The organism is Geodermatophilus africanus (assembly GCF_900107105.1).
GTDB classification, from domain to species: Bacteria; Actinomycetota; Actinomycetes; order Mycobacteriales; family Geodermatophilaceae; genus Geodermatophilus; species Geodermatophilus africanus.
Genome location: NZ_FNOT01000006.1, coordinates 145,632 through 157,868, shown reverse-complemented (window position 1 = coordinate 157,868; position 12,237 = coordinate 145,632). Strand labels below are relative to the sequence as shown.

22 protein-coding genes are annotated in these 12,237 nt (G+C 70.1%); all 22 read left to right on the top strand.

All coding sequences use genetic code 11. The annotated features are described in order from the left end of the window. Positions 1 to 2 precede the first annotated feature (2 nt). The 22 genes from rplP to BLW63_RS13030 all read left to right on the top strand — a co-directional run bounded on the left by rplP (position 3) and on the right by BLW63_RS13030 (position 12,011). Entirely contained in the window at positions 3 to 419 is a 417-nt protein-coding gene (rplP, locus tag BLW63_RS13135) for a 50S ribosomal protein L16 (RefSeq protein ID WP_091156708.1), read from the top strand. Then, positions 419 to 652, top strand: a complete 234-nt coding sequence (gene rpmC / locus BLW63_RS13130; protein ID WP_040338545.1) for a 50S ribosomal protein L29 — start codon at positions 419 to 421, stop codon at positions 650 to 652. The genes rplP and rpmC overlap by 1 nt, the downstream gene beginning before the upstream one ends. After that, positions 649 to 963 (top strand): 30S ribosomal protein S17, encoded by a 315-nt coding sequence (gene rpsQ, locus BLW63_RS13125; protein WP_342028711.1) that lies wholly within the window; start codon positions 649 to 651, stop codon positions 961 to 963. The genes rpmC and rpsQ overlap by 4 nt, the downstream gene beginning before the upstream one ends. A gap of 221 nt (positions 964 to 1,184) precedes the next feature. After that, complete coding sequence (rplN, locus tag BLW63_RS13120; protein ID WP_012950472.1) at positions 1,185 to 1,553, top strand: 50S ribosomal protein L14; 369 nt, start codon at positions 1,185 to 1,187, stop codon at positions 1,551 to 1,553. Positions 1,554 to 1,555: 2 nt separating this feature from the next. Further along, on the top strand, positions 1,556 to 1,909 hold the full coding sequence (rplX, locus tag BLW63_RS13115) for a 50S ribosomal protein L24 (protein WP_425284244.1): 354 nt from the start codon (positions 1,556 to 1,558) through the stop codon (positions 1,907 to 1,909). A gap of 4 nt (positions 1,910 to 1,913) precedes the next feature. Next, positions 1,914 to 2,498: a 50S ribosomal protein L5 gene (gene rplE, locus BLW63_RS13110; protein ID WP_091156705.1), complete on the top strand. Its 585-nt coding sequence runs from the start codon at positions 1,914 to 1,916 to the stop codon at positions 2,496 to 2,498. Between the two features lie 21 nt (positions 2,499 to 2,519). Continuing rightward, positions 2,520 to 2,705, top strand: coding sequence for a type Z 30S ribosomal protein S14 (locus BLW63_RS13105; protein WP_012950469.1), 186 nt, complete (start codon positions 2,520 to 2,522; stop codon positions 2,703 to 2,705). 162 nt (positions 2,706 to 2,867) lie between these two features. Then, positions 2,868 to 3,272, top strand: coding sequence for a 30S ribosomal protein S8 (rpsH, locus tag BLW63_RS13100; RefSeq protein WP_425284243.1), 405 nt, complete (start codon positions 2,868 to 2,870; stop codon positions 3,270 to 3,272). Positions 3,273 to 3,284: 12 nt separating this feature from the next. Then, positions 3,285 to 3,824: a 50S ribosomal protein L6 gene (gene rplF, locus BLW63_RS13095; RefSeq protein ID WP_091156698.1), complete on the top strand. Its 540-nt coding sequence runs from the start codon at positions 3,285 to 3,287 to the stop codon at positions 3,822 to 3,824. Further along, positions 3,824 to 4,234 (top strand): 50S ribosomal protein L18, encoded by a 411-nt coding sequence (rplR, locus tag BLW63_RS13090; protein WP_091157203.1) that lies wholly within the window; start codon positions 3,824 to 3,826, stop codon positions 4,232 to 4,234. Before rplF ends, rplR begins: the two co-directional genes overlap by 1 nt. A gap of 73 nt (positions 4,235 to 4,307) precedes the next feature. After that, a complete protein-coding gene (rpsE, locus tag BLW63_RS13085; RefSeq protein ID WP_072919083.1) occupies positions 4,308 to 4,922 on the top strand; it encodes a 30S ribosomal protein S5 in 615 nt (204 codons plus the stop codon). A gap of 1 nt (position 4,923) precedes the next feature. After that, on the top strand, positions 4,924 to 5,106 hold the full coding sequence (rpmD, locus tag BLW63_RS13080; protein ID WP_072919085.1) for a 50S ribosomal protein L30: 183 nt from the start codon (positions 4,924 to 4,926) through the stop codon (positions 5,104 to 5,106). Positions 5,107 to 5,119: 13 nt separating this feature from the next. Continuing rightward, positions 5,120 to 5,563: a 50S ribosomal protein L15 gene (rplO, locus tag BLW63_RS13075; RefSeq protein ID WP_091156689.1), complete on the top strand. Its 444-nt coding sequence runs from the start codon at positions 5,120 to 5,122 to the stop codon at positions 5,561 to 5,563. Positions 5,564 to 5,675: 112 nt separating this feature from the next. Further along, on the top strand, positions 5,676 to 6,986 hold the full coding sequence (secY, locus tag BLW63_RS13070; RefSeq protein ID WP_091156687.1) for a preprotein translocase subunit SecY: 1,311 nt from the start codon (positions 5,676 to 5,678) through the stop codon (positions 6,984 to 6,986). Then, the gene (locus BLW63_RS13065; protein ID WP_091156683.1) at positions 6,986 to 7,600 is read left to right on the top strand and encodes an adenylate kinase; all 615 of its coding nucleotides are present in this window, start codon (positions 6,986 to 6,988) and stop codon (positions 7,598 to 7,600) included. The genes secY and BLW63_RS13065 overlap by 1 nt, the downstream gene beginning before the upstream one ends. 16 nt (positions 7,601 to 7,616) lie before the next feature. Beyond that, complete coding sequence (gene map / locus BLW63_RS13060) at positions 7,617 to 8,477, top strand: type I methionyl aminopeptidase (protein WP_244522548.1); 861 nt, start codon at positions 7,617 to 7,619, stop codon at positions 8,475 to 8,477. A 278-nt stretch (positions 8,478 to 8,755) separates the two neighbouring features. Beyond that, complete coding sequence (infA, locus tag BLW63_RS13055) at positions 8,756 to 8,977, top strand: translation initiation factor IF-1 (protein ID WP_012950459.1); 222 nt, start codon at positions 8,756 to 8,758, stop codon at positions 8,975 to 8,977. Positions 8,978 to 9,048: 71 nt separating this feature from the next. After that, the gene (gene rpmJ / locus BLW63_RS13050; RefSeq protein ID WP_012950458.1) at positions 9,049 to 9,162 is read left to right on the top strand and encodes a 50S ribosomal protein L36; all 114 of its coding nucleotides are present in this window, start codon (positions 9,049 to 9,051) and stop codon (positions 9,160 to 9,162) included. A gap of 14 nt (positions 9,163 to 9,176) precedes the next feature. Next, positions 9,177 to 9,557: a 30S ribosomal protein S13 gene (gene rpsM, locus BLW63_RS13045; protein ID WP_091156680.1), complete on the top strand. Its 381-nt coding sequence runs from the start codon at positions 9,177 to 9,179 to the stop codon at positions 9,555 to 9,557. Between the two features lie 100 nt (positions 9,558 to 9,657). Continuing rightward, positions 9,658 to 10,065 (top strand): 30S ribosomal protein S11, encoded by a 408-nt coding sequence (gene rpsK, locus BLW63_RS13040; RefSeq protein ID WP_014377968.1) that lies wholly within the window; start codon positions 9,658 to 9,660, stop codon positions 10,063 to 10,065. A 35-nt stretch (positions 10,066 to 10,100) separates the two neighbouring features. Next, positions 10,101 to 10,727, top strand: a complete 627-nt coding sequence (gene rpsD / locus BLW63_RS13035) for a 30S ribosomal protein S4 (protein ID WP_091156677.1) — start codon at positions 10,101 to 10,103, stop codon at positions 10,725 to 10,727. Positions 10,728 to 10,934: 207 nt separating this feature from the next. Beyond that, positions 10,935 to 12,011, top strand: coding sequence for a DNA-directed RNA polymerase subunit alpha (locus BLW63_RS13030; RefSeq protein WP_091156674.1), 1,077 nt, complete (start codon positions 10,935 to 10,937; stop codon positions 12,009 to 12,011). The last annotated feature ends 226 nt before the right edge of the window (positions 12,012 to 12,237 follow it).

Genomic DNA, 12,237 nt, shown 5'->3' with positions numbered 1-12,237 from the left:
CCGTGCTGATCCCACGGCGCGTCAAGCACCGCAAGCAGCACCACCCGAGCCGTTCGGGTCGTGCCAAGGGCGGCACCGAGATCAACTTCGGTGACTACGCCATCCAGGCGCTCGAGCCGGCGTACGTGACCAACCGGCAGATCGAGTCCGCTCGTATCGCCATGACCCGCCACATCCGTCGTGGCGGCAAGGTCTGGATCTCCATCTACCCGGACCGCCCGCTCACCAAGAAGCCTGCCGAGACCCGCATGGGCTCCGGCAAGGGCTCGCCCGAGTGGTGGGTGGCCAACGTCAAGCCGGGCCGGATCATGTTCGAGCTGTCGGGCGTGGCCGAGCCCGTGGCCCGCGAGGCGATGCGCCGCGCGATCCACAAGCTGCCGATGAAGTGCCGCTTCATCACTCGTGAAGGAGAGGTGTGATGGCCGCCGGTCTGACCGCTCCCGAGCTGCGTGAGCTCTCCGCCGACGAGCTCGCCACGCGGCTGCGCGAGTCCAAGGAAGAACTGTTCAACCTGCGGTTCCAGGTGGCCACCGGCCAGCTGGACAACAACCGGCGGCTGCAGACCGTCCGCCGCGACATCGCGCGGATCTACACGATCATGCGCGAGCGCGAGCTGGGCCTCTCGGTCGCCCCGAACGAGGGTGTGGCATGAGTGAGCCCCAGTCGGCGGAGACGCCGAACGCTGCCGCCGCGTCGGGCCCCGGCCTGGCCGGCCGTGGCTACCGCAAGGTCCGCGAGGGCCTCGTGGTCAGCGACAAGATGAACAAGACCATCGTCGTCGAGGTCGAGGACCGCGTGAAGCACGGCCTCTACGGCAAGGTCATCCGTCGCACCAGCAAGCTGAAGGCGCACGACGAGCAGCAGGTCGCCGGCATCGGTGACCGGGTGCAGATCATGGAGACCCGGCCGACGTCGGCCACCAAGCGGTGGCGGCTGGTCGAGGTCGTCGAGAAGGCCAAGTAGGTCCTCGTGGGGGCCCACCGGCCCCCGTCGGAGGCGCCCTCCGGGGCAGGTCCAGGAGCGAGTACCCTGGACGACTGGCGCGCCCTCGCGGGTGCGCCCATCCCGGTACCCGTGCTCGGACGCACCGGCGGCGAACGCTGCCGGTGCGTCCGCACGTGGGTGCCGGACAGCCGGTTCACCGTTCCGGCCCGGCTGTCACAACTGAGATCAGGGAGTAGGACGTGATCCAGCAGGAGTCGCGACTGCGGGTCGCCGACAACACCGGTGCGAAGGAGATCCTCTGCATCCGGGTGCTCGGCGGTTCCGGGCGACGCTACGCGGGCATCGGCGACGTCATCGTCGCCACCGTCAAGGACGCGCTGCCCGGTGCGGGGGTCAAGCGCGGCGACGTCGTCAAGGCCGTCGTCGTCCGCACGGTGAAGGAGCGCCGTCGTCCGGACGGCTCCTACATCCGCTTCGACGAGAACGCCGCCGTCATCATCCGCGACAGCGGCGACCCGCGCGGTACGCGCATCTTCGGCCCGGTCGGCCGTGAGCTCCGCGACAAGCGCTTCATGCGGATCATCTCGCTCGCTCCGGAGGTGCTGTGACCATGGCTGCCAAGAAGGACACGACGGCCAAGGCGCCGTCGATGAAGGTGAAGAAGGGCGACACCGTCGTGGTGCTGTCCGGCAAGGACAAGGGCGCCAAGGGCCGGGTGATCGCCGCCTACCCGAAGCTGCAGAAGGTCCTCGTCGAGGGCGTGGGCCGGGTCAAGAAGCACACCCGGATCAGCTCGAACCAGCGTGGTGCCCAGTCGGGCGGGATCGTCACGCAGGAGGCTCCCATCCACGTGAGCAACGTGATGGTGATCGACTCCGAGGACAAGCCGACCCGGGTCGGCTACCGCAAGGACGAGGAAGGCCGCAGCATCCGGGTCTCGCGGCGCACCGGTAAGGACCTCTGACGCCATGAGTGCACCCACCCGTGAGCTGCCCCGCATGCTCGCCCGCTACCGCGACGAGATCGTCCCGGCCCTGCAGGGCGAGTTCGGCTACGAGAACGTCATGCAGATCCCGCGGCTGACCAAGATCGTCGTCAACATGGGCGTCGGCGAGGCCACCCGCGACGCCAAGCTGATGGACGGCGCGGTCCGCGACCTGACCGCCATCACCGGCCAGAAGCCGGCCGTCGTGCGGGCCCGCAAGTCCATCGCCCAGTTCAAGCTGCGCGAGGGCATGCCGATCGGCGCGAAGGTCACCCTCCGCGGCGACCGCATGTGGGAGTTCCTGGACCGGCTGCTGTCGCTGGCCCTGCCTCGCATCCGTGACTTCCGCGGTCTCAACGCCAAGCAGTTCGACGGTCACGGCAACTACACGTTCGGCCTGACCGAGCAGTCGATGTTCCGCGAGATCGACGTGGACAAGATCGACCGTCCGCGCGGCATGGACATCACGCTGGTCACCACCGCCACGAACGACGAGGAGGGTCGCGAGCTCCTCCGCCTGCTGGGCTTCCCGTTCGCCGGCCAGCCCGTCGTCACCACCACCCGCTGAGCCGGGGGAGGAGACACCCACATGGCCAAGAAGGCGCTGATCAACAAGGCGGCCCGCAAGCCCAAGTTCGCGGTCCGCGGCTACACCCGGTGCCAGCGGTGCGGTCGCCCGCACTCGGTCTTCCGCAAGTTCGGCCTGTGCCGGATCTGCCTGCGGGAGATGGCGCACGCCGGCGAGCTGCCGGGCGTCAGCAAGAGTTCCTGGTAAGAGAAGGTCCCCGCTGCCCCCCACGCCTCGCGAGCTCGGCTCGGGACCCTGCAGCAGGGCCGTTCCATCCCCTCACCACTGATCGCCGAGAGGCCCGGCGCCAAGTCCCCGCGACCCGGCGCACGAGGAACCGCGGCGAGAGAGGCAACACCCGACATGACGATGACCGACCCGATCGCGGACATGCTGACGCGGATCCGGAACGCCAACCAGGCGTACCACGACTCCACGACCATGCCGTCGTCCAAGCTGAAGACGCACATCGCCGAGATCCTCCAGCAGGAGGGCTACATCGCCGGCTGGGCCGTCAACGAGGTCGAGCGGGACGGCGCCACCCGCAAGGAGCTGGTGGTGGACCTCAAGTACGGCCCCAACCGTGAGCGGAGCATCGCCGGCGTCCGGCGCGTCTCCAAGCCCGGTCTGCGGGTGTACGCCAAGTCCACCGCGCTGCCGAAGGTGCTCGGCGGCCTCGGGGTGGCCATCATCTCCACCTCGACCGGGCTGCTGACCGACCGCCAGGCGAACAAGAAGGGCGTGGGTGGGGAAGTCCTCGCCTACGTCTGGTGAGGAGCGAGTGACATGTCGCGGATCGGACGACTGCCGATTCCCGTGCCCGGTGGCGTGGACGTCACCATCGACGGCCAGACGCTGAGCGTCCAGGGCCCCAAGGGCACGCTGAGCCACACCGTCGCCTCGCCGATCATCGTCGAGCGCGGCGAGGACGGCGTGCTGCAGGTGCAGCGCCCCGACGACGAGCGTGAGAGCCGGGCCCTGCACGGGCTGTCGCGCACGCTCATCGCCAACATGATCACCGGCGTCACCGAGGGCTACACCAAGACCCTCGAGATCGTCGGCGTCGGGTACCGCGTGCAGGCCCGCGGGTCGGACCTCGAGTTCGCCCTGGGCTACAGCCACCCGGTGCCGGTGAGGGCCCCCGAGGGCATCACCTTCACGGTCGAGTCCCCGACCCGCCTGCGGGTGACCGGGATCGACAAGCAGCTGGTGGGCCAGGTCGCGGCCAACATCCGTGGGCTGCGCCGTCCGGACCCCTACAAGGGCAAGGGCGTGCGGTACCAGGGCGAGGTCGTCAAGCGCAAGGTCGGGAAGACGGGTAAGTGATGGCACAGACCGAGAAGAGCGGTGCTCGGGTGCACAAGCCCGTGGGCACCGACGTCAGCACCGCGCGGCGGGTCTCCCGCCTGCGCCGGCACACCCGTCTGCGCAAGCGCGTGGCGGGGACCCCGGAGCGGCCGCGCCTGGTGGTCAAGCGCAGCTCGCGGCACATCCACGTCCAGGTCGTCGACGACACCGTCGGCCGCACCCTGGTCAGTGCCTCGACGCTGGACGCCAGCCTGCGCAGCGCCGAGGGCGACAAGTCCACGCTGGCCCGCCGGGTCGGCGCCCTGGTGGCCGAGCGCGCCCAGGCCGCCGGCATCACCGCGGTCGTCTTCGACCGGGGCGGCAACCGGTACCAGGGCCGCATCGCGGCGCTGGCCGACGGCGCCCGCGAGGGTGGGCTGGACTTCTGATGGCAAGGGACCGCAGGCCCACCGGCTTGAGCGAGCTCCACGAGAAGACAGAGCAGATCGAGAGGGACGTCTGATGCCAGGACCACAGCGACGCGGCGGCGGCGCCGGCGGCGGCAACGACCGCCGCGACCGTCGTGACGGCGGGCGGGGGCCCGGCGGCGCGCCTGCCGAGAAGAGCAACTTCATCGAGCGCGTGGTGGCCATCAACCGCGTGTCCAAGGTCGTCAAGGGCGGTCGGCGCTTCAGCTTCACCGCCCTGGTCATCGTGGGCGACGGCGACGGCACCGTGGGCGTCGGCTACGGCAAGGCCAAGGAGGTGCCCGCGGCGATCGCCAAGGGCGTCGAGGAGGCCAAGAAGCACTTCTACAAGGTGCCGCGGATCGCCAGCACCATCCCGCACCCCGTGCAGGGTGAGGCGGCGGCCGGCGTGGTGCTGCTCAAGCCGGCCAGCCCCGGTACCGGTGTCATCGCCGGTGGCCCGGTGCGTGCCGTGCTCGAGTGCGCCGGCATCCACGACGTGCTCTCCAAGAGCCTCGGGTCGTCCAACCCGATCAACATCGTGCACGCCACCATGCAGGCGCTGAAGGACCTCGTCCGTCCGGAGGAGATCGCGGCCCGCCGCGGCCTGCCGCTCGAGGACGTCGCTCCCGCCGCCATGCTGCGGGCGCGCGCGGGCCAGGGGGTCTGAGATGGCGCAGCTGAAGGTCACCCAGATCCGGTCGGTCATCGGCACCAAGCCCAACCAGCGGCAGACGCTGCGCTCGCTGGGCCTGAAGCGGATCAACGACTCGGTCGTCCAGGAGGACCGTCCCGAGATCCGCGGGATGGTCGCGACGGTGCCGCACCTGGTCACCGTCGAAGAGATCAGCTGAGCAGGGACACCACATGACTCTGAAGGTCCACCACCTGCGTCCGGCCCCCGGCGCCCACACCCCCAAGACCCGCGTGGGTCGCGGAGAGGGCTCCAAGGGCAAGACCGCCGGTCGCGGCACCAAGGGCACCGGCGCGCGCGGGAACACCTCCGCGCGCTTCGAGGGCGGGCAGACGCCGCTGCACATGCGGCTGCCCAAGCTCGCGGGCTTCAAGAACCGGAACAAGGTCGTCTTCCAGGTCGTCAACCTCGACCGGATCGCGGCCCTGTTCCCCCAGGGCGGCTCGGTGAACCCCGACAGCCTCGCCGAGGCCGGCGCCGTACGCCGCGGCCAGCCGGTGAAGGTCCTCGGCACCGGCGACCTGGGCGGTGTCCAGGTGCACGTGCACGCGCACGCCTTCTCGGCGTCGGCCGCCGAGAAGATCGGCGCGGCCGGGGGCAGCACCACCCGCATCTGAAGGCAGATGACCCCGGGGCGCCCACGGCGCCCCGGGGTCATCTGCTGCCCGGTCCTCCCGTCGAGCGGCCGGGCTCGTTGCTAATCTCATCCGACCGAGCAGGGGAGGGCACGTGCTGCAGGCGTTCGCCGCGGCGTTCCGGACGCCAGACCTCCGGCGCAAGCTGCTGTTCTCCCTGGCAATCATCGCCGTGTACCGCCTGGGGGCCGCCATCCCGGGACCGGGCGTCTCGGTCGAGGCCATCAACAGCTGTCTGGAGCAGGCGCAGGCATCCGACCAGCGGGACCTCTACTCGCTGGTGAACCTGTTCTCCGGCGGTGCGTTGCTGCGGCTGTCGGTCTTCGCGCTCGGCATCATGCCGTACATCACCGCGAGCATCATCGTCCAGCTGCTCGTCGTGGTCATCCCGCGCTTCGAGCAGCTGAAGAAGGAAGGGCAGTCGGGTCAGGCCAAGCTGACCCAGTACACCCGCTACCTGACGATCGCGCTCGCGGTCCTGCAGAGCACCGGCATCATCGCCCTGGCCCGCAGCGGCCAGCTGTTCCCGGGCTGTTCGCAGGACATCATCCCGTCGGACTCCATCTGGACGACGGTCGTCCTGGTCGTCGCGCTCACCGCCGGAACCGCCGTGATCATGTGGCTGGGCGAGCTGCTGACCGAGAAGGGGATCGGCAACGGCATGTCCGTGCTGATCTTCACCTCGATCGCCGCCCGGATCCCCGCCGAGGGCGGCGCGATCCTGCAGACCCGCGGTGGCGTCGTGTTCACGCTGGTCTGCCTGCTGGCGCTGGTGGTCATCGGCTCGGTCGTCTACGTCGAGCAGGCCCAGCGCCGCATCCCGGTGCAGTACGCCAAGCGCATGGTCGGCCGCCGGATGTACGGCGGGACGTCGACCTACCTGCCGCTGAAGGTCAACCAGGCCGGCGTCATCCCGGTCATCTTCGCCTCCTCGCTGCTCTACCTCCCGCAGCTGATCACCCAGCTGCAGGGGGACGAGACCGGCCCGGTGCGCCAGTTCGTCGAGAACTACGTCATCGACCAGAGCAGCCCGGTGCACATCGCGATCTACTTCGGCCTGATCGTCTTCTTCACGTACTTCTACGTGTCGATCACGTTCAACCCGGAGGAGCGGGCCGAGGACATGAAGCGCTACGGCGGCTTCATCCCGGGCATCCGCCCCGGCCGACCCACCGCCGAGTACCTGCAGTACGTGCTGTCCCGGATCACCCTGCCGGGGTCGATCTACCTGGGTCTGGTGGCAGTGTTGCCCAACCTGTTCCTCTCCATCACGCAGGAGGGGCAGAACCAGAACTTCCCGTTCGGTGGCACCGCGGTGCTGATCATGGTCGGAGTGGGGTTGGAGACGGTGAAGCAGATCGAGACGCAACTCAACCAGCGCAACTATGAAGGGTTCCTGAAGTAGTGCGCGTCGTGCTGCTGGGCCCTCCCGGTGCGGGCAAGGGGACCCAGGCGCAGATCATCGCCGGCCGGCTCGGCGCCCCGGCCATCTCGACCGGTGACATCTTCCGCGCGAACGTGAGCGGCAAGACCGAGCTCGGCCTGCAGGCCAAGAGCTACATGGACGCCGGCGACCTCGTCCCCGACGAGATCACCGTGGCCATGGTCAAGGACCGGCTGGCCCAGACCGACGCCAAGGGCGGGTTCCTGCTCGACGGCTTCCCCCGGACGATCGCCCAGGCCGAGCAGCTGCGGGACTCGCTGCGCGAGCTGGGCCACGGCCTCGACTGCGTGCTCGAGATGGTCGTGGACGAGGACGAGCTGGTGCGCCGGCTCTCCGGCCGCCGGGTGCTCGTCGACGGTGAGTGGGCGCAGCGGGACGACGACAAGCCCGAGACCGTGCGGCACCGGCTGCAGGTGTACCGGGAACAGACCGCCCCGCTGTCGGGTTGGTACGAGACCGAGGGTCTGCTCACGCGCATCGACGCCATCGGCGCGGTCGAGGAGGTCACCGAGCGGGCGATGGACGCGCTGGCGGCCTGCGGGGGCACGCGTCCCGACGGGCCGGACGCGGGCTGAGGGCAGGCGGGCGCAGATGACGGCCGCGGGGATCCTCGGCCGGCTCCCGCTGCTGGCGAAGTGGAGTGGACGGATGATCCAGATCAAGACGCCGCACGAGCTCGAGCTCATGCGCGGTGCGGGCCTCGTCGTGGCGGGTGCGATCGCCGCCGTCCGCGCCGCCGTCCGCCCCGGTGTCACCACCGGTGAGCTGGACGCCATCGCCGAGGACCACATCCGCAGCGCCGGCGCGGTGCCGTCCTTCCTGGGCTACCACGGCTTCACCGGCAGCATCTGCGCGTCCATCAACGACGAGATCGTCCACGGCATCCCCGACCGCGGCCGGGCGCTCGCCGAGGGCGACAACATCTCCATCGACTGCGGCGCGATCCTGCACGGTTGGCACGGCGACTCCGCGGTCACCGTCACCGTCGGGCCGCCGTCGGCCGAGGACGCGGCGCTGATCGGCGTCACCGAGCGGTCGATGTGGGCGGGCCTGGCCAAGGCGCTGGCCGGCGGGCGGCTCACCGACATCAGCCACGCCGTCGAGCAGTCGATCACCGCCGAGCGGCACCCGTACGGGATCGTCGACCACTACGGCGGGCACGGCATCGGCACCGAGATGCACCAGGACCCGCACGTGCTGAACTACGGCCGGGCGGGGCGCGGGCCGCGGCTGGTCCCGGGGCTGGCACTGGCCATCGAGCCGATGGTGACCGTGGGCGACCCGGCCACCGTCGAACTCGAGGACGGCTGGACCGTGGTCACCAAGGACGGATCGCGCGCGGCCCACTTCGAGCACACCGTCGCCATCACCCCGGAGGGCCCGTGGGTCCTCACGGCGGAGGACGGCGGCGTCGCGGGGCTGGCCCCCTTCGGGATCACCCCCCGTACGTGAAGGACCCCGTCCCCACCCTTCGCGAGCTCAGGGCAGGCCTCGGGACGAGGCCATGAGCGCGGTCACCGCGGGCGGGTTGGAGCGGCGCGCCGGAGCGGGGTACAGTGGCCGACGGCGTTCGCGCCGCCCTGCTGTCGTGCTGTGGCCGTACGACCCGGGGCGCCCTCGCGGGAGCGCCTGAACCACCCGTTCTGTACACCTCCGAGTGCGTCCGCCGGGTCCCGGCCTGGGCGCGCGAGGGACACCAGCACCACCGAGTCAGGGAGGCCGTGTCGGGCATGGCGAAGAAGGACGGGGCCATCGAGGTCGAGGGTCGCGTCGTCGAGCCGCTGCCCAACGCGATGTTCCGGGTCGAGCTGCAGAACGGGCACCGGGTGCTCGCCCACATCAGCGGCAAGATGCGCCAGCACTACATCCGCATCCTGCCCGAGGACCGCGTGGTCGTGGAGCTCTCGCCCTACGACCTGACCCGCGGTCGCATCGTCTACCGGTACAAGTAACCGCCGCCGCGCGCAGCCCCGAGGGGCGGGCGCGCTCGGCGCACGATCGACAGGAATGAGGGGCGGCACCGGTGAAGGTCCAGCCGTCGGTGAAGAAGATCTGCGACAAGTGCAAGGTGATCCGCCGGCACGGCCGGGTCATGGTCATCTGCGACAACGCCCGCCACAAGCAGCGGCAGGGCTGAGGGAGTACCTGGACATGGCACGACTGGCCGGCGTCGACCTGCCCCGCGAGAAGCGGATGGAGATCGCGCTCACCTACATCTACGGCATCGGCAAGACCCACGCCAAGGAGACCCTGGCCGCGACGGGCGTCAGCCCCGACCTGCGCGCCCGGGACCTCACGGACGAGGACCTGCTCAAGCTGCGCGACTACATCGACGAGCACTTCCGCGTCGAGGGTGACCTGCGCCGCGAGGTGGCCGCCGACATCCGCCGCAAGGTGGAGATCGGCTGCTACCAGGGCCTGCGTCACCGCCGCGGCCTGCCCGTCCACGGGCAGCGCACCCGCACCAACGCGCGCTCGAGCAAGGGCCCGCGCAAGACCATCGCCGGCAAGAAGAAGGCCGGCAAGAAGTAAGCCGTGAGGCGCGTCGTCGCACGACCCGTGAGGGCGGGAGCGACGGCGCGCCGCTCGTGCTCATCTGGCCACTGATCGTTCAGAAGGAAACCGGAGAGACATGCCTCCCAGGGCTCGCGCCGCGGCTGGTGCCAAGAAGGTCCGCCGCAAGGAGAAGAAGAACGTCGCCCACGGCGCCGCGCACATCAAGAGCACGTTCAACAACACGATCGTGTCGATCACCGACCCCAACGGCAACGTGATCAGCTGGGCCTCCGCCGGCCACGTCGGCTTCAAGGGCTCGCGCAAGTCCACGCCGTTCGCCGCGCAGATGGCCGCCGAGAACGCCGCGCGCAAGGCGCAGGAGCACGGCATGCGCAAGGTCGACGTCTTCGTCAAGGGCCCCGGCTCCGGCCGCGAGACCGCCATCCGGTCCCTCCAGGCCACCGGCCTCGAGGTCGGCCAGATCCAGGACGTGACCCCGCAGCCGCACAACGGCTGCCGCCCGAAGAAGCGTCGCCGGGTCTGACCGGCCACGGACGAGACTGACGAGGAGTACCTGACGTGGCCCGTTACACCGGAGCCGACTGCCGCATGTGCCGGCGCGAGAAGATGAAGCTGTTCCTCAAGGGCAGCAAGTGCGAGTCCCCGAAGTGCCCGATCGAGATCCGGCCCTACCCGCCGGGCGAGCACGGCCGGGGCCGCAGTAAGGACAGCGAATACCTGCTGCAGCTGCGAGAGAAGCAGAAGGCGCGCCGCATCTACGGCGTCCTGGAGAAGCAGTTCCGCGGCTACTACGAAGAGGCCAACAAGAAGTCGGGCAAGACCGGTGAGGTCCTGCTGCAGATCCTCGAGTCGCGTCTCGACAACGTCGTGTACCGGGCCGGCTTCGCCGAGTCCCGTGACATGGCCCGTCAGCTGGTGCGCCACGGTCACATCCGGGTCAACGGCCGCAAGGTCGACATCCCGTCGTACCGGGTCAGCTCCAACGACATCATCGAGGTCGCCGAGAAGTCGCGGCGCATGCTGCCCTTCGAGGTCGCCCAGGCCCGCGCCGGCGAGCGCCCCGTGCCGCCGTGGCTGGAGGTCATCAGCAGCCAGCTGCGCGTGCTGGTCCACAGTGTCCCGGCCCGTCAGGTGATCGACACCCCGGTCCAGGAGCAGTTGATCGTCGAGCTCTACTCGAAGTAAGCAGGAGGGCCCCCCTGCCCCCACCGTAGAAGGACCCCGTCCTCCCCACCCCTCGCACGTCGGGGCGGGACCCGGGACGGGGCCGGCGGCGGGACCCTGCAGGGGGGCCAACGGCTCCGGCGGTCGGACAGATGTCCGCCGGGGCCCGCACCACCCCCTCACGGCGTCATATGGCGGGCGCCGGAGGACCTCGAGGAGAACACCACCATGCTCATCGCACAGCGTCCGACGCTGACCGAGGAGACCATCTCCGAGCAGCGCTCGCGGTTCGTCATCGAGCCGCTCGAGCCCGGCTTCGGCTACACCCTCGGCAATTCCCTGCGGCGCACGCTCCTCAGCTCGATCCCCGGTGCGGCCGTCACCAGCATCCGGATCGAGGGCACCTTGCACGAGTTCACCACCGTGCCGGGGGTCAAGGAGGACGTCACCGAGATCATCCTCAACCTCAAGGGCCTGGTCGTCAGCTCCGACTCCGACGAGCCGGTGACCATGTACCTGCGGAAGCAGGGCCCCGGTGAGGTCACCGCCGCCGACATCGCGCCGCCGGCCGGTGTCGAGGTGCACAACCCCGAGCTGCACATCGCCACGCTGAACGGCAAGGGCCGGCTTGAGATCGAGCTGGTCGTCGAGCGGGGCCGCGGCTACGTGCCGGCGCCGCAGAACAAGCAGCCCGGCCAGGAGATCGGCCGCATCCCGGTCGACTCGATCTACTCGCCCGTCCTCAAGGTGACCTACGCCGTCGAGGCCACCCGTGTCGAGCAGCGGACCGACTTCGACCGCCTGGTCGTCGACGTGGAGACCAAGCCGTCGATCGCCCCGCGCGACGCGATCGCCAGTGCCGGCTCCACCCTCGTCGAGCTGTTCGGCCTGCTGCGCGAGCTCAACATCGACGCCGAGGGCATCGAGGTCGGGCCGAGCCCGGCCGAGGCCGCCGACATCGCGAACTTCTCGATGCCGATCGAGGACATGGACCTCACCGTGCGGTCCTACAACTGCCTCAAGCGCGAGGGCGTCCACACCGTCGGGGAGCTCGTCACCCGCTCCGAGGCCGACCTGCTGGACATCCGCAACTTCGGGGCCAAGTCGATCGACGAGGTCAAGATGAAGCTCGCGGCCATGGGTCTGGCCCTCAAGGACAGCCCGCCCGGGTTCATCCCCACCTCGATCGAGAGCTACGACGAGGGCTACGAGACCGACGCCTACCAGGGCCACGGCGAGTTCGCCGCCGGCTACGACCAGGCGCAGTACGACGACGGCTCCTACCAGGAGACCGAGCAGCTCTGACGAAGGAGCCCGCTGCCCCCGCCGTGGCAGGACCCCGTCCTCCCCACCCTTCGCACGCTCAGGGCGGGATCCGGGACGGGGCCGGCGGCGGGACCCTGCAGCGGGGCCGGCCCGGACGGCGGGGCGACCCGCCGTCCGGCACCGCTCCCGGGCCCGCCACACTGGCCCGGAGGCACCACCCGCGCTCTCGCTCACGAGACGTCAGCATCACCATGGAACGCAGCCG

Excerpts from the sequence above, each read along its gene's own strand:
- rpmC (WP_040338545.1), top strand. The coding sequence starts at position 419 with ATGGCCGCCGGTCTGACCGCTCCCGAGCTGCGTGAGCTCTCCGCCGAC.
- rpsQ (WP_342028711.1), top strand. The coding sequence starts at position 649 with ATGAGTGAGCCCCAGTCGGCGGAGACGCCGAACGCTGCCGCCGCGTCG.
- rplX (WP_425284244.1), top strand. The coding sequence starts at position 1,556 with ATGGCTGCCAAGAAGGACACGACGGCCAAGGCGCCGTCGATGAAGGTG.
- rplE (WP_091156705.1), top strand. The coding sequence starts at position 1,914 with ATGAGTGCACCCACCCGTGAGCTGCCCCGCATGCTCGCCCGCTACCGC.
- BLW63_RS13105 (WP_012950469.1), top strand. The coding sequence starts at position 2,520 with ATGGCCAAGAAGGCGCTGATCAACAAGGCGGCCCGCAAGCCCAAGTTC.
- rpsH (WP_425284243.1), top strand. The coding sequence starts at position 2,868 with ATGACCGACCCGATCGCGGACATGCTGACGCGGATCCGGAACGCCAAC.
- rplF (WP_091156698.1), top strand. The coding sequence starts at position 3,285 with ATGTCGCGGATCGGACGACTGCCGATTCCCGTGCCCGGTGGCGTGGAC.
- rplR (WP_091157203.1), top strand. The coding sequence starts at position 3,824 with ATGGCACAGACCGAGAAGAGCGGTGCTCGGGTGCACAAGCCCGTGGGC.
- rpsE (WP_072919083.1), top strand. The coding sequence starts at position 4,308 with ATGCCAGGACCACAGCGACGCGGCGGCGGCGCCGGCGGCGGCAACGAC.
- rpmD (WP_072919085.1), top strand. The coding sequence starts at position 4,924 with ATGGCGCAGCTGAAGGTCACCCAGATCCGGTCGGTCATCGGCACCAAG.
- rplO (WP_091156689.1), top strand. The coding sequence starts at position 5,120 with ATGACTCTGAAGGTCCACCACCTGCGTCCGGCCCCCGGCGCCCACACC.
- map (WP_244522548.1), top strand. The coding sequence starts at position 7,617 with ATGACGGCCGCGGGGATCCTCGGCCGGCTCCCGCTGCTGGCGAAGTGG.
- infA (WP_012950459.1), top strand. The coding sequence starts at position 8,756 with ATGGCGAAGAAGGACGGGGCCATCGAGGTCGAGGGTCGCGTCGTCGAG.
- rpsM (WP_091156680.1), top strand. The coding sequence starts at position 9,177 with ATGGCACGACTGGCCGGCGTCGACCTGCCCCGCGAGAAGCGGATGGAG.
- rpsK (WP_014377968.1), top strand. The coding sequence starts at position 9,658 with ATGCCTCCCAGGGCTCGCGCCGCGGCTGGTGCCAAGAAGGTCCGCCGC.
- BLW63_RS13030 (WP_091156674.1), top strand. The coding sequence starts at position 10,935 with ATGCTCATCGCACAGCGTCCGACGCTGACCGAGGAGACCATCTCCGAG.